Raw genomic sequence first — 17,213 nt, 5'->3', positions numbered from 1 at the left:
CGTTCCCGCGGGAACGTCGGGCGCTTCTCCGTCCCGGGGCGGCGTCGGCCCTCAGGCGCCGAGGGCGGTGCGGAAGCGGTCCGCGGCGATCTGCGCGACCAGGGGATGGTTCCCGAGCGGCGCGGCGACCAGGTCCGCGCCGGCGGTCTCGAGCTGGGCGTGGAAGGTCCCCGGGGCCAGCAGGTAGTTCGCGATCACCACGCGCGCGCCCGCGGCGGCGCCGGCGCGGGCCGCGGCGACGGCCTCGGCGATCGGCGGCTGCGCGGCGGAGATGTAGCCCAGGCCCACGCTCCGGCCCAGGTGCGCGCCCAGCTGCTCGCTCATCCGGCGGGCCATCGCCTGTCCGGCCTCGTCGCGGGTCCCGGCCACGGCCATGACCACGATGTCGTCCTCGCGCGCGCCCGCCTCGGCCAGGCGCTGCGCCATGACCTCGGCGAGCCGGGGATCGGGGCCCAGCGGCTCGGCGGCCAGCGCCTCGCGACCGGTGACGGCCTCCGCGACGTCCTGGCCCACGTGGAAGCCGGTGGACAGCAGCAGCGGGACCACCACGGCCGCGGGCGCACCCTCGGTCTCGCGGGTGCGCTCCACCGCGGTGACCGGGGCGTGCCGGGCCACGACCTCCGCGAGCTCCGGACTCTGGACGTCCACATATGCCTCCCGCACCGCGACCCCGGGGAGCTGGCCGGCGATGTCCTGCAGCAGCGCGCGGATGACATCGCGACCCTCGCGGATCCGGGTGCCGTGGGCGCAGCCGATGAGCACCGGCCAGAAGGAGGCAGGAGCGGTTCCCTCGGCCGCCGGACCGGTGAGCGCCGGGGAGCTGTTCAGGGCCTCGCGGCCCGAGCCACGGGGCTCGTCCCCGGTGCGCGGCGGCTCCAGGAAGCCCTCGGCGGCGGTGGGGCCGACGGCGATCACCGCCGGGTAGGCGATCGAATGCTCGCGCGCGACCTCCGTGATGGTGGCGAGGGTGCCGTGGACGGTGCGCTGGGCGGGCAGGGTCGCGCTCTGCACGATCGCGACCGGGGTCGCGGGATCCACGCCGTTCAGCAGCGCCTGCGCGGCCAGACGCGGCAACCAGCCCACGCCCATCATGAGCACCGTGGTGGTGCCCGGATCGGCCAGCGCGGCGAGGTCCGCCGGGCCCAGGTCGCCGTGGGCGTTGACGATGTGCACGGCGACGGCGCGGCCGCGGTGGGTGACGGGCACGTCCCCGGCGGCGGGGCCGGCGATCGCGGAGGTCACCCCGGGCACCACCTGCACAGGCACGCCGGCGGCGCGGCAGGCCAGCACCTCCTCCCCACCGCGGCCCAGCACGAAGGGGTCCCCGCCCTTGAGGCGGGCCACGCGATGGCCGGCGAGGGCCTTGGCGACCAGCAGCTCCTCGATGCCCGCCTGACCCAGCGACGGGCGCCCGGGCGTCTTGCCGACGTCGATCACCTCGACGTCCTCGCCGAGCTGCTCGGTCAGGCCCACCGGCCCCAGGCGGTCCACGACCACGACGTCGGCCTGGCGCAGCAGGGCCAGGCCGCGGACGGTGACGAGGTCCAGCGCGCCGGGCCCGCCGCCGATGAGGGCGACGGAGCCCGGGGCGAGGACGGCCTCGGCAGGAAGCGGATTCACGGTCGGTGGCACCGGACTCGTGCGTCGTCGCCGACGAATGCCGGGACACGGTTCCCGGGGCAGCCGTCGCGAAGCGGCGAATCGTCGAACATGACTCTCATCGTTCCATCTCCCGGTGGGTCACGGCGCGGTTGTCCATTCCATGCCGACGATCACGAGGAGGCCGGCTCGGGCACAGCCACGGGCTTCGCAGCGGTTTCCCCCGGAGAATCCCCGAGGCCACGCGGTCGCCGGCGGAGCATCCGGATCGTGCGCGCCACGAGGCCGAGGCATATCACGGCCGCACCGAGCTGCACCCCGACGCGCACCGGCGCCGGGAGCCCCAGGGTGAGGAGCACCGGGCCCAGGTTCAGCGTGATGATCAGGCTGCCCACGAGGATGCCGAGCAGCGGGGCGGGCAGACGCCCGGCCAGGCGCGCCGCGATCGGGGCGGCGAGGACGCCGCCGGCCATGAGCGCGAGCACGAGGCCGACGGGGACCCCGCCGATCCCCAGGCCCAGCACGAAGCCGATGCTCGCGCAGACCGTCACGACGAACTCGGCGGCGGCGACGGAGCCGATCACCCGCCGCGGCGCGGTCCGGCCGGTCGAGAGCAGCGTCGAGGAGACCACGGGCCCCCAGCCGCCCCCGCCCGTGGAGTCCACCAGACCGCCCACGAGCCCGAGGGGCACCAGCAGGCCGCGGCGCCGGGAGGCCGGGGTGCCGCCGTCGGCGGCTCCCGGCACGGCCGGGCCCGGGATGCCCCCCAGCAGGAAGCGCAGCAGCACCAGCACGCCCAGACCGAGCAGCAGCGCGGACATCAGCGGTGCGGCCGCCGCGAGAGACAGCGAGGAGAGCACCGTCGCGCCCACCAGCGCCCCGATCCCGCCGGGCACGGCCAGACGCAGCATCATGCCGCGATCGACGTTCCCGACGCCCCAGTGGCTCGCTCCGGAGGCGAGGGTGGTGCCCAGCTGGGCGAACTTCACGGTCGAGGCCACGACGGCCGGCGCCATCGAGGTGGCCAGCAGCAGCGAGGCCGAGGTGACCCCGAATCCCATCCCCAGCGCCCCGTCGATCATCTGCGCGAGGAACCCGGCGATGCCGGCGGGGAGCAGCTCGAGCAGCACGCCCGAGCCTCAGACGGCGTCGCGGGCGGAGACCATCCCCGCCGCGAGGGTCGTGGCCGTCTGCGGGTCGATGACCAGCAGCGCGCCGCCGTCGCGGGAGGCGGAGTAGAGCTCGAGCGGGAGCGGCTCGGCGACCTCGAGGCCCACCCGCACGAGGTCGTTGAGATCGGCCTGCTCGGCGGGGATGCGCTCGAGGGTGCTGATGTCGAGGCGGTCGTGGAGCGTGCTGACACGGGCCTGGACGGTGCGGGTGCCGTGCTTGACGAGCACCCGGGCGCCGGGGCGCAGCGGGGTCTCGGCGAGCCAGCAGAGCATGGCCTCCGCGGCGCGGACCGGCGAGGGGGCACCGGGTGCGGCGAGCAGGTCACCCCGGGAGATGTCGAGATCCTCGTCGAGGCGGACCGTGACGGAGTCCCCCGCCTCCGCGCGCTGGACGGACTCCTGGGCGCGGTCGATGCCCGCCACCGTGGTGGTGCGGCCGGAGCCGGCCACGAGCACCTCGTCGCCCACGGCGAGGGAGCCCGAGGTGAGCAGCCCCGCATAGCCGCGATAGTCGCGATGAGCAGGATCCCGCGCCCCGAGCTGGGGGCGGATCACCAGCTGCACCGGCAGGCGGAAGGGCTCGTCCACGGCGTGACGGCCCGCGGGCAGCGCCTCGAGGATCCCCAGCAGCGTGGGCCCCTCGTACCAGGCGGTGAGGGCGGAGGACTCCACCACGTTGTCCCCGTGCAGCGCCGAGAGCGGGACCACCTCGGGCACCGGGATCTCGAGCGCGGCGGCCACGCTCCCCAGCTGCTCCACCACGTCGGCGTGGACCTGCTGGGGGTGCTCGACCAGGTCGATCTTGTTCAGGGCGACCACCACGTGAGGGACCCGCAGCAGGGCCGCGACGGCGAGGTGCCGACGGGTCTGCTCGAGGACGCCGTGGCGGGCGTCGACCAGCACCACGACGACGTCGGCCGTGGAGGCGCCGGTGACCATGTTGCGGGTGTACTGGACGTGACCGGGGGTGTCGGCCAGCACGTAGGAGCGCTCGGCGGTGGCGAAGTAGCGGTAGGCGACGTCGATCGTGATGCCCTGCTCGCGCTCGGCGCGCAGGCCGTCGGTGAGCAGCGCGAGGTCCGCCAGCTCGCCGGTCCACCCGCGGCGCCGGCTCGCGTCCTGCACGGCGGCGAGCTGATCGGCCAGCACCGACTTCGTGTCGTGCAGGAGGCGCCCGATGAGGGTCGACTTGCCGTCGTCCACGCTGCCGGCCGTGGCCAGGCGCAGCAGGGTCGGGGAGGCCGCGTCGTCCAGCGCGGTCGCGGGGGTCAGGGTGGTGGTGCTCATCAGAAGTAGCCCTCCTTCTTGCGGTCCTCCATGGCGGCCTCGGACAGGCGGTCGTCGGCGCGGGTCGCGCCGCGCTCGGTGATCGTGGTCGCGGCGACCTCGGCGATCACCGCCTCCACGTCGGCCGCGGAGGAGGGCACCGCGCCCGTGCAGGACATGTCGCCGACGGTCCGGTAGCGGACCGTCCGGACCTCCGTGCGCTCGCCCTCGCGCGGTGTGACCCACGCGCCGGGGGACAGGAGCATCCCGTCGCGCTCGAAGACCTCGCGCTCGTGCGCGTAGTACAGCGGGGGCAGCTCGATCCCCTCACGGGCGATGTACCGCCACACGTCCAGCTCGGTCCAGTTCGACAGTGGGAAGACGCGCACGTGCTCGCCGGGCTGGCGGCGGGTGTTGTACAGATGCCACAGCTCGGGGCGCTGGTTCTTGGGGTCCCACTGGCCGAAGGAGCTGCGCAGGGACACGATCCGCTCCTTGGCCCGGGCCTTGTCCTCGTCGCGGCGACCGCCGCCCAGCACGGCGTCGAAGCGGTGCTGCTCGATGGCGTCGAGCAGCGGGAGCGTCTGCAGCGGGTTGCGCGTGCCGTCGGCCCGCTCGCGCAGCCGGCCGTCGTCGAGGTAGTCCTGGACCGAGGCGACCTTCAGCTCGACGCCGTAGCGCTCGACGGCCTCGTCGCGGAAGGTGAGCACCTCGGGGAAGTTGTGCCCGGTGTCCACATGGAGCACGGGGAAGGGGACCGGGGCGGGCCACAGCGCCTTGGCGGCGAGGTGGAGCATCACCACCGAGTCCTTGCCGCCGGAGAACAGCATGGCCGGACGCTCGAGCTCGCCCACCACCTCGCGGAGGATGTGGATCGCCTCGCTCTCGAGGGCGTCGAGCAGATCGGCGGCCGGAGCCGATCCGGTGGCCGCGGCGGTGGTGGTCCGCGTCTCGGGGATCAGAGCGGTCATCGGTCCTCCTGGGTCGTGTCGAGGGACAGCAGCGACAGCGCGGTGACGCTGCCGTCGGCGGGGGCCCCGGCCTGCTCGGTGCCGGGATGGAGTCCGCACTCGGTCTTCGCGCTCCCGGACCAGCGGCCGGCACGAGGGTCCTCGCCGGGGGCGACGGCGCGGGTGCAGGGGGCGCAGCCGATGCTCGGGTAGCCCTGGTCCAGCAGCGGGTTCTCCGGCAGCGCGTGCTCGCGGGAATAGCCCATGAGGCGATCGAAGGACCAGGTGACCAGCGGGTTGATCTTCACCAGGCCGAAGGCCTCGTCGAAGGTGACCACCGGGGTGCCCGCCCGGGTGGGGCCCTCCTCGCGGCGCACGCCGGTGACCCAGGCGTCGTAGCCGCGCAGCGCCGCACGCAGCGGGTCGATCTTCCGCATCGCGCAGCAGGCGCCGGGATCGCGGTCGTGCAGACGCGCCCCGTGGGCCGCGTCCTGCTCGGCCACGGTGCGCTCGGGCAGGACGTCGATCACGGTCACGTCGAGCTCCCGCGCCACCCGGTCCCGGGTGGCCAGGGTCTCGGGGAAGTGGTACCCGGTCTCGAGGAAGAGCACGTCCACACCGGGGCGGTGACGGGCCACCACGTGCGGCAGCACCGCATCGGCCATCGAGCAGGCCACCGCGAGCGAGGACCCGAAGGTCTCCGCCGCCCAGCGCGAGGCCTCCTCGGCCAGCTCCTCGGGGCCCAGGTCCTGCTCGAGGGCCGCGAAGCGCTCGGACGCCTCCGCGGCCACGGCGCGCAGGCGCTCGGTCCTCAGGTCATCGACGGTCTCGGTGCTCATCGCAGATCCTCCTCCTCGGCGCGGTGCGCCCAGGCGGCGAAGCTCTCCTCGGCCTCGCGCCCGGCCAGATAGGAGCGCACCACGCGCTCGACGTAGTCGGTGAGGTCGCGGGCGGCGACCTTGTGCCGACGCAGGGTACGGCCCAGCTGCGGCTCGGCCAGGTCGGGCCGCGCGAGCGATCCTCCCAGATGCACCTGGAAACCGGGAACCTGCTCGCCCTCGTCGGTGGTGATGATCTGCCCCTTGAGGCCGATGTCCGCGGTCTGGATGCGGGCGCAGGAGTTGGGGCAGCCGTTGACGTGCAGACTGATCGGCGCGCCGAGCGCGGGCGCGAGCTCGCCGAGGCGCTCCTCGAGCTCCGCGATGGTCCGCTCGGCGGTGTCCTTCGTGTCCACGATCGCCAGCTTGCAGAACTCCAGGCCCGTGCACGCGATGGTCGAGCGGCGGAAGGGGCTGGGCCGCGTGCTGAGCCCGAGCTCCTGGAGCCCCGCGACCAGGCCCTCCACGCCCTCCTCGGGCACGCCCAGCACCACGAGGGTCTGGAAGGGGGTCAGGCGCACCGACTCGGCGCCGACGGACTCGACGAGATCGGCCAGCGCGCTCAGCCGGCCGTCGCCGATCCGCCCCACCGTGGGCGTCGCGCCGACGTAGTGGCGGCCGTCCTTCTGTCGATGCACACCGACGTGGTCGCCGGGCCCCGTGGGTGCGCCCGGCGCCGGACCGTCGGCCAGGGAGTACCCGAGGTACTCGGTCTCCAGGACCTCGCGGAACTTCTCGGGGCCCCATTCGGCCAGGAGGAACTTCAGCCGGGCCTTGTTGCGCAGCCGGCGATGGCCGTAGTCGCGGAAGATCCGCACCACGCCGTGCCAGACGTCGGGGGCCTGCTCCTCGGTCACGAAGGTCCCCAGCCGCTCGCCCAGGCGCGGCGTGGTGGACAGCGCGCCGCCCACCCACAGGTCGTAGCCCGGGCCGAGCTCGGGGTGGACCACGCCCACCAGGGAGACGTCGTTGATCTCGGGGACCACGTCCTGGGTGGGGTGGCCGGTGATGGCGGTCTTGAACTTGCGCGGGAGGTTGGCGAGGTCCGGGTCGCCGAGGTAGCGGCGCTTGATCTCGGCGATCACCGGGGTGGGGTCGATGATCTCGTCGGCCGCGACGCCGGCGACGGGACTGCCGAGGAAGCCGCGCGGGGTGTCGCCGCAGGCGGTGGTGGTCTCGAGGCCCACGGTCTCCAGGCGCCGCCAGATCTCGGGCATCGCCTCGATCTCGATCCAGTGGTACTGGATGTTCTCCCGGTCGGTGATGTCCGCGGTGCCGCGGCCGAACTCGTCGGAGATGCCGCCGAGGACCCGCAGGGCGGCGGGGGAGAGGGAGGCCCCGTCGGTGCGGACGCGGAGCATGAAGTAGCGGTCCTCGAGCTCGTGCGGCTCGAGCTGCGCAGTGCGCCCGCCGTCGATGCCGGGCAGGCGCTGGGTGTACAGCCCCCACCAGCGGAACCGGCCGTGAAGGTCGTCACCGGGGATCGCGTCGAAGCCGGCCTCGGCGTAGATGGTCTCGATGCGCTCGCGGACGTTGAGGCCGTTGTCCTCGGCCTTGAACTCCTCGTTGTGGTTCAGCGGTTCGGTGCCGTCGATCTTCCACTGGCCCTGCGGCTTCCCGGAGCGGGAGGGTCGCGCCCGGACGGGCGCCGTGGCGGTGGCCGCGGAAGCGGTGCTCGACAGGGTCTCTGCGGTGTCGGTGCGGGACATACCCAGATCATGCAAGGTTATGGGCGGCATTACAACTTCTTGGGGCATGTGTGTCGGCGGATGACATGCCCGGGCGCCGGGCGGCACGTAGGGCGTCGTGGCACACATCTCGCGATCCGGACACCTGGTGATCTGCGCGGGGGAGCACCTAGCATGTCGGCATGGAGATGAACCTTCTCGTAGTTACCGAGCGCGGCTGACGCCCGTTCGTTCTACGAGCTCGTCTTCCGCGCCCCTCCCTGAGCCCCAGGCGGAGGGGCTTTTTCGTGCCCCGGCAGGATGCGGGGTGCGGGGGAGGTGCGCAGGATCCCCGCCATGCCCACCGTCCGAGACGACGAAGGAGTTCCGATGACCGGACAGACCATGACCGGCGCCCAAGCGCTGGTCGAGTCCCTCAAGCACGCCGGAGCCGAGGTCGTCTTCGGCCTTCCCGGTGGTGCCATCCTGCCCACCTACGACCCGCTGATGGACGCCGAGGGCCTGCGCCACGTGCTGGTCCGCCACGAGCAGGGCGCCGGCCACGCCGCGAGCGGCTATGCCCACGCCACGGGCAAGGTCGGCGTGTGCCTGGCGACTTCCGGCCCCGGCGCCACCAACCTCATCACCGCGATCGCCGACGCCCAGATGGACTCCATCCCGATGGTGGCCATCACCGGGCAGGTGGGCTCGCCCTTCATCGGCACCGACGCCTTCCAGGAGGCGGACATCGTCGGCATGACGATGCCCGTGACCAAGCACAACTTCCTGGTCAAGGACGCCGCGGAGATCCCCAAGGTGATCAAGCAGGCCTTCCACATCGCCTCGACCGGGCGCCCCGGCGTGGTGCTCGTGGACGTCACCAAGGACGCCCAGCAGGCGATGACCGAGTTCGTCTGGCCCGAGAGCATGGACCTGCCCGGCTACAAGCCGGAGTCGCGTCCGCACGGCAAGCAGATCCGCGAGGCCGTCTCCATGCTGCTGGAGGCCCAGCGTCCGGTCTTCCTGCTGGGCGGCGGGGTGATCCGCGGTGATGCCACCGAGGAGATCCGCGAGCTCGTGGACCTCTCCGGTGCGCCCTTCGTCACCACCCTCATGGCCCGCGGCGCCCTGCCCGACTCGCACCCGCAGCAGCTGGGCATGCCCGGCATGCACGGCACCGTTGCGGCGGTCTCCGCGCTGCAGCGGGCGGACCTGATCGTCAACATCGGCGCCCGCTTCGACGACCGCGTGACCGGACGCCTGGACTCCTTCGCCCCCTCGGCGAAGATCGTCCACGCGGACATCGACCCGGCCGAGATCTCGAAGAACATCGAGGCCGACGTCCCGATCGTCGGGCAGGCCGCGGACGTCGCCCGCGCCCTGACCGCCGAGCTGCGCGAGCGGCTCGCCGCCGCCGATGAGCGCGACTACGGCGCCTGGTGGACCATGCTGTCGATGCTGCGGGACAACTACCCGCTGGGCTGGACCGAGACCGAGGACGGCTTCACCGCGCCGCAGAAGGTCATCTCGCGTCTCAGCGCGCTCTCCGGTCCCGAGGCCATCTACGTCGCGGGCGTGGGCCAGCACCAGATGTGGTCCAGCCAGTTCGTGACCTACGAGAACCCGCGCACCTGGATCAACTCCGGCGGGCTGGGCACGATGGGCTACTCGGTGCCGGCGGCCATGGGGGCGAAGGTGGGCATGCCCGATCGCGTGGTGTGGTCCATCGACGGCGACGGCTGCTTCCAGATGACCAACCAAGAGCTCGCCACCTGCGTGATCAACCAGATCCCGATCAAGGTGGCGGTCATCAACAACTCGAGCCTCGGCATGGTCCGGCAGTGGCAGAACCTGTTCTACGACCAGCGCTACTCCAACACCGAGCTGAACACGGGCCACGGCTCGCGCCGCATCCCGGACTTCGTCAAGCTCGCCGACGCCTACGGCTGCGCCGGGCTGCGCTGCGAGCGGGACGAGGACATCGACGCCACGATCCAGCAGGCGCTGGAGATCAACGACCGCCCCGTGGTCGTGGACTTCACCGTCAGCGCCGACGCCATGGTGTGGCCGATGGTGCCGGCCGGCGTCTCCAACGACGAGATCCAGATCGCCCAGGGCATGAGCCCCGAGTGGGAGAGGGACATCTGATCATGACTACCACCTCGACGACCGACTACGTCATGACCCCGCACAGCCAGACCCTTTCGGTGCTGGTCGAGAACAAGCCCGGCGTCCTCACCCGGGTCACCGCTCTGTTCTCGCGTCGCGGCTACAACATCTCCTCGCTCGCCGTCGGACCGACCGAGCATCCGGAGATCTCCCGCATCACGGTGGTGGTCGACGTCGACCAGCATCGTCTCGAGCAGATCACGAAGCAGCTCAACAAGCTCGTCAACGTGCTCAAGATCGTCCAGCTCGACGCGCGGCAGACCGTCCAGCGCGAGCTCATCCTCATCAAGGTCACCGCGGACAACACCACCCGCACCTCGGTGCTGGAGATCGTGCAGATGTTCCGGGCGAAGGTGGTCGATGCGGCCGCCGACTCGGTGACCATCGAGGCCACCGGCACCCAGGACAAGCTCACCGCGCTGCTGGGGATGCTCGAGGCCTTCGGGATCCGCGAGATCGTCAAGTCCGGCGAGGTCGCCATCGGCCGCGGCGGGCGCGCGATCACCGACCGCAGCCTGCTCTCCTGAGCTCGTCCCGCATCCAGAGACAGTCTCTCAGAACGTAAGACATGCGGCGGTAGGATCGTCCTATCGCCGCCGGGCGCCGACGTCGGACCCGACGGGCGCACCGCACCCCCGACACGAAGGAGCACACCGTGGCAGAGATCTTCTACGACGACAATGCCGACCTGTCCATCATCCAGGGCAAGAAGGTCGCCATCATCGGCTTCGGCTCGCAGGGCCACGCCCACGCGCTGAACCTGCGCGACAGCGGCGTCGAGGTCCGGGTGGGCCTGCGCGAGGGCTCGTCCTCGCGGGCCAAGGCCGAGGAGCAGGGCCTGGGCACCGGCACCGTCGCCGAGGTCTCCGCATGGGCCGACCTCATCATGATCCTCACCCCGGATCAGGATCAGCGGACGGTCTACAGCGAGTCCATCCAGCCGCACCTGACCGAGGGCAAGGCGCTCGCCTTCGCGCACGGCTTCAACATCCGCTTCGGCTACATCGAGGTGCCCGCGGGCGTCGACGTGCTGCTCATCGCCCCGAAGGCCCCCGGCCACACGGTGCGCCGCGAGTTCGTCGCCGGCCGCGGCATCCCCGACATCGTCGCCGTCGAGCAGGATGCGACCGGTACCGCCTGGGACCTCGCGCTCTCCTACGCCAAGGGCGTCGGCGGCACCCGTGCGGGCGTCATCAAGACCACCTTCACCGAGGAGACCGAGACCGACCTCTTCGGTGAGCAGGCAGTCCTGTGCGGCGGCATGAGCCACCTCGTCCAGGCGGGCTTCGAGACCCTCTCCGAGGCCGGCTACCAGCCGGAGATCGCCTACTTCGAGGTCCTCCACGAGCTCAAGCTCATCGTCGACCTCATGTTCGAGGGCGGCATCGCCAAGCAGCGCTGGTCGATCTCCGATACCGCCGAGTTCGGCGACTACGTCTCCGGCCCGCGCGTCATCACCGGCGAGACCAAGAAGGCGATGAAGGAGATCCTCTCCGACATCCAGGACGGCACCTTCGCCCAGCGGTTCATCGAGGACCAGGACAACGGCGCGAAGGAGTTCGCCGCGCTGCGCGAGGAGGAGGCGAAGCACGAGATCGAGGTCGTCGGCAAGGACCTGCGCAAGATGTTCTCCTGGAGCGCCCAGCCGCTCGACGAGGACTACACCGAGGGCAGCGCCGCGCGCTGATCCCGTCAGCGGTGCCTCACGGCGCCGCTGCTGCCGACGGCCGTGCGGCCGGCCCGCGGGTCGGTCCCACGGCCGTCGGCCCCCAGCCGCCGGTGCGCCCCGTGTCAGGGCGTGGACAAGGGTCTCGGATCCTGGCCGAGGCGACCGCATGGCGGACACCGCAGTACTCTGTCCCCGGCCCCGGAGACGGCAGTCCGGGCACCATCACCCGACCCGGAGGTTTTTCCCGTGACGCGTCCCGTCGTCCTGTTCGCCGAAGAGCTCTCGCCCGCCACCATCGAGGTCTTCGGCGACGGCGCCGATGTCCGCCACGTCGACGGCACCGACCGTCCCGCCCTGCTCTCGGCGATCGCCGAGGCCGACGCCCTGCTGGTCCGCTCGGCGACCCAGGTCGACGCCGAGGTCCTCGCCGCGGCGAAGAAGCTCCAGGTCGTCGCCCGCGCGGGCGTGGGACTGGACAACGTGGACGTCGCCGCCGCGACCACCGCCGGCGTCATGGTCATCAACGCCCCGACCTCCAACATCGTCTCCGCGGCGGAGCTCGCGGTGACGCTGATCCTCGCCTCGCTGCGCAACCTCGCCCGCGCCGATGCCTCGGTGAAGGCCGGGCGCTGGGAGCGCAAGCAGCTCACCGGCGTCGAGCTGTTGGGCAAGACCGTGGGCGTGGTGGGCTTCGGCCGGATCGGCCAGCTGGTCGCGGAGCGCCTCGCGCCCTTCGGCGTCGAGCTGCTCGCCTACGACCCCTACGTCAACCACACCCGGGCCGCGGAGCTCGGGGCGCGCGTGGTCGAGCTCGACGAGCTGATGCGCGAGGCCGATGTGGCCACCGTCCACATGCCCAAGACCCCGGAGACCACGGGCCTGCTCGGCGCCGAGCAGTTCGCCCTCGCCAAGCCCTCCCTCCACGTCGTCAACGCCGCGCGCGGCGGGCTCATCGACGAGGAGGCGCTCTACGAGGCGCTCGTCGCCGGCCGGATCGCCGGCGCGGCGCTGGACGTCTACACCACCGAGCCGCCCGCGCAGTCCGAGACCGCGAAGCGCCTGCTCGAGCTCGACAGCGTCACCCTCACCCCGCACCTGGGCGCCTCGACCGCGGAGGCGCAGGAGAAGGCCGGCGTGGCCGTCGCGCGCTCGGTGCGCCTGGCCCTGGCCGGCGAGCTGGTGCCCGATGCGGTCAACGTCGCCGGCGGCGCGATCGACGACCTGGTCCGTCCGGGCGTGGCCCTGGCCGACCGTCTCGGCCAGCTGTTCACCGCGCTCGCGGGCGAGTCCCCGGAGCTGCTGGACATCGAGGTGCACGGCGAGATCGCCTCCCGCGACGTCACCGCGCTGAAGCTCTCCGCCCTGCGCGGCGTGTTCCGCTCGGTGGTCACCGAGCAGGTCAGCTACGTCAACGCCCCCGTCCTGGCCGAGGAGCGCGGCATCACCGTGCAGCTGGTCACCGAGGAGGCCACGGAGCGCTTCCGCAACGTCGTCACCCTGCGCGGCACGCTGCGCGGCGGGGAGGTCGTCTCCGTCTCGGGCACCCTCAGCGGCGTGGACCAGGAGCACAAGCTCACCGAGGTCGCCGGCCATGCGCTCGACGTCCCGCTCAGCGACCACCTGCTGATCATCCGCTACGAGGATGGGCCGGGCCTGATCGGCCAGTACGGCCTGCGCCTCGGCGAGGCCGGTGTGAACATCGCCGGCATGCAGGTCTCGCGCGCCGGACGGGGCCCCGGCTCCGAGGCCCTCGTGGTGCTCGACCTCGACGAGTCCGTGGGCCGGGACTTCGCCGAGGAGCTCGGCGAGAGCATCGGCGCCCGCTCGATCCACGCGGTCGACCTCGTCTACTGATCACCGCCCACGCCCCCAGCAGCCCCTGACACGTTCCCGGAAACGGAGCCCCCATGAGCACCCCCAGCACCCTCCGGCTCGCCCTCATCGAGGGCGACGGCATCGGCCGCGAGGTCGTCCCCCAGGGCCTGCGCGCCCTCCGCGCCGCGCTCGACCCCGTCGGCGTGACGGTCGAGACCACCGACTTCGACCTCGGTGCGGGGCGTTGGCACCGCACGGGGGAGACCCTGACCGATGAGGACATGGCGCGCCTCGCCGAGCACGACGCGATCCTGCTGGGGGCCGTCGGTGACCCCGGTGTCCCCTCGGGGGTCCTCGAGCGCGGTCTGCTGCTGAAGCTCCGCTTCGGCTTCGACCACTACGTGAACCTGCGGCCCACCACGCTCTTCCCGGGGGTGGGCTCCCCGCTCGCCGCACCGGGCGAGGTGGACTTCGTGGTGGTGCGGGAGGGCACCGAGGGCCCGTACGTCGGCAACGGCGGCTCGATGCGCACCGGCACGGAGCTCGAAGTGGCCACCGAGGTCTCCCTGAACACGGCCGTGGGCGTCGAGCGCGTGGTGCGCTACGCCTTTGCGCAGGCCGAGCGGCGTCGGAAGAAGCTCACCCTGGTGCACAAGCACAACGTGCTGGTCCACGCCGGGCACCTGTGGCGGCGCATCGTCGAGGAGGTCGGGGCCGAGCATCCCGAGGTGGAGGTCGACTACGCCCATGTCGACGCGGCGATGATCTACCTGGTCACCGATCCGTCCCGCTTCGACGTCATCGTCACCGACAACCTCTTCGGTGACATCGTCACCGACCTCGCCGCGGCCGTCGGCGGGGGCATCGGCCTCGCCGCGAGCGCGAACCTCAATCCCTCCGGCGCCTACCCCTCGATGTTCGAGCCGGTCCACGGCTCCGCCCCGGACATCGCCGGGAAGGACCTCGCCGACCCCACCGCGACCGTGCTCTCGGTCGCGCTGCTGCTGGACCACCTGGGCCACACCGCGCCGGCGGCCGCGGTCCGCTCCGCCGTGGAGGCGGACATCGCCGCCCGCGCCGACTCCGAGGAGCTGCGCGTCCGCGGCACCGTGCGCATCGGCGACGACCTGGTCGCGGCGATCTCCGGGCGCTGATCGCGCCCGCCGAACCGCCGCGACACCGCGACATCCCCACCCCGACCCCCGCCCCTGAGGAGCACCCCGTGAGCGCGCTCGACTTCACCCAGACCAGCACGACCCGTCGCGTCGGCGAGGACGAGCGCGCGCAGATCCTCGCCGACCCCGGCTTCGGATCGCACTTCACGGACTTCATGGCCCGTGCGCGCTGGACCCTCGAGGACGGCTGGGGCGGCGCCGAGGTGGTGCCCTTCGGACCGATCCAGCTCTCACCGGGCTCCGCGGTGCTCCACTACGGCCAGGAGATCTTCGAGGGGCTGAAGGCCTTCCGGCACGCCGACGGCTCGGTGTGGACCTTCCGGCCGCAGGCCAACGCCGAGCGCCTGCAGCGCTCCGCCCGCCGGCTCGCCCTGCCCGAGCTGCCGATCGAGGACTTCCTCGCCTCGCTGCGGGCCGTGGTCGCGGCCGACGAGCCGTGGGTCCCCGAGGCCACGAGCGAGGAGTCCCTGTACCTGCGTCCCTTCATGTTCGCCGGCGAGGAGTTCCTCGGGGTGCGGGCCGCGCACAGCGTCGACTACTACGTGATCGCCTCCCCGGCGGGGCCCTACTTCCCGCGCGGCGTCCAGCCCCTGGTGGTCTGGATCTCCGACGACTACTCGCGCGCCGGCGCCGGCGGCACCGGCGCCGCCAAGTGCGGCGGCAACTACGCCTCCTCCCTGCTGGGCAAGCGGGAGGCCGCGGAGCAGGGCGCCGACGAGGTCCTGTTCCTGGACTCGGAGACCCGCTCGTCCATCGACGAGCTCTCGGGCATGAACGTCTTCGCGCTCACCCGCGACGGCCGGCTGCTGACCCCGGCGCTGACCGGCTCGATCCTCGAGGGCGTCACCCGCTCCTCGATCCTCACCCTCGCCGCCGAGCGCGGTCTGCAGGTCGAGGAGACCCACCTGCTCATCAGCGAGGTCCTCGAGCAGCTGAGCTCCGGGGAGATCGTGGAGATGTTCGCCTGCGGCACCGCCGCGGTCATCAACCCGATCGGCGAGTTCCGCGCCCGCGGCGGGACCTGGACCGTGGGCGACGGCGGCTCCGGCGAGACCACGCTGTCCCTCCGCCAGGAGCTCACCGACATCCAGTACGGCCGGATCCCGGACCGTCACGGCTGGCTGACCCGGCTGGTCTGAGCGCCATGACGACCGCGACGAGCCCGGCCGTGCCGGCGATCCCTGCCTTCCACCTCTACGACACGACCCTGCGCGACGGCTCCCAGCAGGAAGGGCTCACCCTCTCGGTGGCCGACAAGCTGGCTGTGGCCCGCCACCTCGACGAGCTCGGGGTGACCTACATCGAGGGCGGCTGGCCCGGCGCCGTCCCGCGCGACACCGAGTTCTTCGCCCGTGCCGCCGAGGAGCTCGAGCTGCGCCACGCCCGACTCGCCGCCTTCGGCGCGACCCGCAAGGCCGGGGTCGCGGTCGCCGAGGACGCCCAGGTGGCCGCGCTCGTCGCCTCGGGCGCGGAGACCATCACCCTGGTGGCGAAGTCCGATCTGCGCCATGTCACCGGAGCGCTGCGCACCACTGCAGAGGAGAATCTCGCGATGGTGCGCGAGACGGTCGCGCACCTGGTGGGGCTCGGCCGTGAGGTGATGCTCGACGCCGAGCACTTCTTCGACGGCTTCCTCCACGACGCCGACTACACCACCGCCGTGCTCCGCGCCGCCCACGAGGCCGGCGCCGCCGTGCTGGTGCTGTGCGACACCAATGGCGGCATGCTCCCGCACCAGGTCACCGAGGTGATCGAGGACCTCCGGGAGCGCCTGGCGGCCGGCGGGGCGGGCGACGCCCGGCTCGGTGTGCACACCCACAACGATTCCGGCTGCGCGGTCGCCAACGCGCTGGCCGCCGTGCGCGCGGGGATCACCCATGTGCAGGGCTGCGTCAACGGCTACGGAGAGCGCACGGGGAATGCGGACCTGGTGACGCTCCTGGCGGACCTCCAGCTCCGGATGGGACTGGATCTGGTCTCGGAGCAGACCCTCGCCGAGGCCACCCGGATCGCCCACGCGATCGGAGAGATCGTGAACATGCCGGTGGGCTCCCGTGCCCCCTACGTGGGAGCGAGCGCCTTCGCCCACAAGGCGGGGCTGCATGCGAGCGCGATCCGGGTCGATCCTGACCTGTACCAGCACATCGATCCGCACCGGGTCGGCAACGACATGCGCATGATCATCTCCGACATGGCCGGGCGCGCCTCGATCGAGCTCAAGGGCCGCGAGCTGGGCTTCGACCTCGCCGGGGATCAGGAGCTGCTCTCCCGCCTCGCGCGCGCCGTCAAGCAGCGCGAGGCCGAGGGCTACTCCTACGAGGCGGCCGACGCCTCCTTCGAGCTGCTCCTGCTGGATCAGCTGGGCCAGGTGCCCAGCTATTCGACGGTCGAGTCCTGGCGTGCCACCTCCCAGCTGGGCCGGGACGGGATCCTCGAGAGCGAGGCGACCGTGAAGCTGGTCGCCGACGGCGACGGCGCACACGAGCGGCGGGTCGCCATCGCGGAGGGCAACGGTCCGGTCAACGCCCTGGACCTCGCGCTGCGATCGGCCCTGCGGGAGCGGCACCCGGAGGTCGACGAATTCGAGCTGCGGGACTTCAAGGTGCGCATCCTCGATGCCCAGCACGGCACCGACGCCACCACGCGGGTCCTCGTGCGCACCTCCGGGCGCGGGCTCGAGTTCCAGACAGTTGGCGTGGGGCCCAACGTCATCGAGGCCTCCTGGGAGGCGGTCTACGATGCGTACACCTACGGGCTCTACAAGTCCGGGGTGTGAAGATGGCGCGCTCCGTGTGACCCGACCGTGACCATCGGTCTCGTCGGGACCCGGGGGAGGGGCTCCCGGCGCCGCGC

Annotated in this window: 13 protein-coding genes; 7 read left to right on the top strand and 6 right to left on the bottom strand. The window is 72.4% G+C overall.

Going from position 1 to position 17,213, the window contains the following annotated elements:
• Window positions 1-51: 51 nt before the first annotated feature.
• From cobA to CXH06_RS13515, 6 genes are all read right to left on the bottom strand, one after another.
• On the bottom strand, window positions 52-1,620 hold the full coding sequence (gene cobA / locus CXH06_RS13540) for a uroporphyrinogen-III C-methyltransferase (RefSeq protein WP_114855731.1): 1,569 nt from the start codon (window positions 1,618-1,620) through the stop codon (window positions 52-54).
• Between the two features lie 152 nt (window positions 1,621-1,772).
• The gene (locus CXH06_RS13535) at window positions 1,773-2,729 is read right to left on the bottom strand and encodes a sulfite exporter TauE/SafE family protein (protein ID WP_232820355.1); all 957 of its coding nucleotides are present in this window, start codon (window positions 2,727-2,729) and stop codon (window positions 1,773-1,775) included.
• A 9-nt stretch (window positions 2,730-2,738) separates the two neighbouring features.
• Window positions 2,739-4,058 carry a sulfate adenylyltransferase subunit 1 gene (locus tag CXH06_RS13530; RefSeq protein WP_114855725.1) on the bottom strand — a complete coding sequence of 440 codons (1,320 nt, stop codon included), beginning with the start codon at window positions 4,056-4,058 and terminating at the stop codon, window positions 2,739-2,741.
• Window positions 4,058-5,008, bottom strand: coding sequence for a sulfate adenylyltransferase subunit CysD (gene cysD / locus CXH06_RS13525; RefSeq protein WP_114855724.1), 951 nt, complete (start codon window positions 5,006-5,008; stop codon window positions 4,058-4,060). Before cysD ends, CXH06_RS13530 begins: the two co-directional genes overlap by 1 nt.
• Entirely contained in the window at window positions 5,005-5,826 is an 822-nt protein-coding gene (locus tag CXH06_RS13520) for a phosphoadenylyl-sulfate reductase (protein ID WP_114855723.1), read from the bottom strand. The genes cysD and CXH06_RS13520 overlap by 4 nt, the downstream gene beginning before the upstream one ends.
• Entirely contained in the window at window positions 5,823-7,574 is a 1,752-nt protein-coding gene (locus tag CXH06_RS13515) for a nitrite/sulfite reductase (RefSeq protein ID WP_114855722.1), read from the bottom strand. The genes CXH06_RS13520 and CXH06_RS13515 overlap by 4 nt, the downstream gene beginning before the upstream one ends.
• Window positions 7,575-7,922: 348 nt before the next feature.
• On the opposite strand from CXH06_RS13515, the gene CXH06_RS13510 reads away from it, so the two are divergent.
• The 7 genes from CXH06_RS13510 (at window position 7,923) to cimA (ending at window position 17,136) form a co-directional block, all read left to right on the top strand.
• A complete protein-coding gene (locus tag CXH06_RS13510; protein WP_114855721.1) occupies window positions 7,923-9,680 on the top strand; it encodes an acetolactate synthase large subunit in 1,758 nt (585 codons plus the stop codon).
• A 32-nt stretch (window positions 9,681-9,712) separates the two neighbouring features.
• Window positions 9,713-10,228 carry an acetolactate synthase small subunit gene (gene ilvN / locus CXH06_RS13505; protein WP_114855729.1) on the top strand — a complete coding sequence of 172 codons (516 nt, stop codon included), beginning with the start codon at window positions 9,713-9,715 and terminating at the stop codon, window positions 10,226-10,228.
• Between the two features lie 128 nt (window positions 10,229-10,356).
• Window positions 10,357-11,388, top strand: a complete 1,032-nt coding sequence (gene ilvC / locus CXH06_RS13500) for a ketol-acid reductoisomerase (RefSeq protein ID WP_114855720.1) — start codon at window positions 10,357-10,359, stop codon at window positions 11,386-11,388.
• Window positions 11,389-11,616: 228 nt separating this feature from the next.
• A complete protein-coding gene (gene serA, locus CXH06_RS13495; protein WP_114855719.1) occupies window positions 11,617-13,224 on the top strand; it encodes a phosphoglycerate dehydrogenase in 1,608 nt (535 codons plus the stop codon).
• Window positions 13,225-13,277: 53 nt separating this feature from the next.
• Window positions 13,278-14,339: a 3-isopropylmalate dehydrogenase gene (locus CXH06_RS13490; RefSeq protein WP_114855718.1), complete on the top strand. Its 1,062-nt coding sequence runs from the start codon at window positions 13,278-13,280 to the stop codon at window positions 14,337-14,339.
• A 68-nt stretch (window positions 14,340-14,407) separates the two neighbouring features.
• Window positions 14,408-15,499: a branched-chain amino acid aminotransferase gene (locus CXH06_RS13485; RefSeq protein WP_114855717.1), complete on the top strand. Its 1,092-nt coding sequence runs from the start codon at window positions 14,408-14,410 to the stop codon at window positions 15,497-15,499.
• A gap of 5 nt (window positions 15,500-15,504) precedes the next feature.
• Window positions 15,505-17,136: a citramalate synthase gene (gene cimA, locus CXH06_RS13480; RefSeq protein WP_114855716.1), complete on the top strand. Its 1,632-nt coding sequence runs from the start codon at window positions 15,505-15,507 to the stop codon at window positions 17,134-17,136.
• Window positions 17,137-17,213: the final 77 nt, after the last annotated feature.

Source organism: Brachybacterium sp. YJGR34 (assembly GCF_003347015.1).
In the GTDB taxonomy this organism is placed as follows: domain Bacteria; phylum Actinomycetota; class Actinomycetes; order Actinomycetales; family Dermabacteraceae; genus Brachybacterium.
This window is presented reverse-complemented; position numbering and strand designations above follow the sequence as displayed.

What these genes read in the sequence shown, in the direction of transcription:
- CXH06_RS13530 (WP_114855725.1), bottom strand. Translation starts at nt 4,058, where the DNA reads ATGAGCACCACCACCCTGACCCCCGCGACCGCGCTGGACGACGCGGCC.
- CXH06_RS13520 (WP_114855723.1), bottom strand. Translation starts at nt 5,826, where the DNA reads ATGAGCACCGAGACCGTCGATGACCTGAGGACCGAGCGCCTGCGCGCC.
- CXH06_RS13490 (WP_114855718.1), top strand. Translation starts at nt 13,278, where the DNA reads ATGAGCACCCCCAGCACCCTCCGGCTCGCCCTCATCGAGGGCGACGGC.
- cimA (WP_114855716.1), top strand. Translation starts at nt 15,505, where the DNA reads ATGACGACCGCGACGAGCCCGGCCGTGCCGGCGATCCCTGCCTTCCAC.
- CXH06_RS13510 (WP_114855721.1), top strand. Translation starts at nt 7,923, where the DNA reads ATGACCGGACAGACCATGACCGGCGCCCAAGCGCTGGTCGAGTCCCTC.
- cysD (WP_114855724.1), bottom strand. Translation starts at nt 5,008, where the DNA reads ATGACCGCTCTGATCCCCGAGACGCGGACCACCACCGCCGCGGCCACC.
- CXH06_RS13515 (WP_114855722.1), bottom strand. Translation starts at nt 7,574, where the DNA reads ATGTCCCGCACCGACACCGCAGAGACCCTGTCGAGCACCGCTTCCGCG.
- ilvN (WP_114855729.1), top strand. Translation starts at nt 9,713, where the DNA reads ATGACCCCGCACAGCCAGACCCTTTCGGTGCTGGTCGAGAACAAGCCC.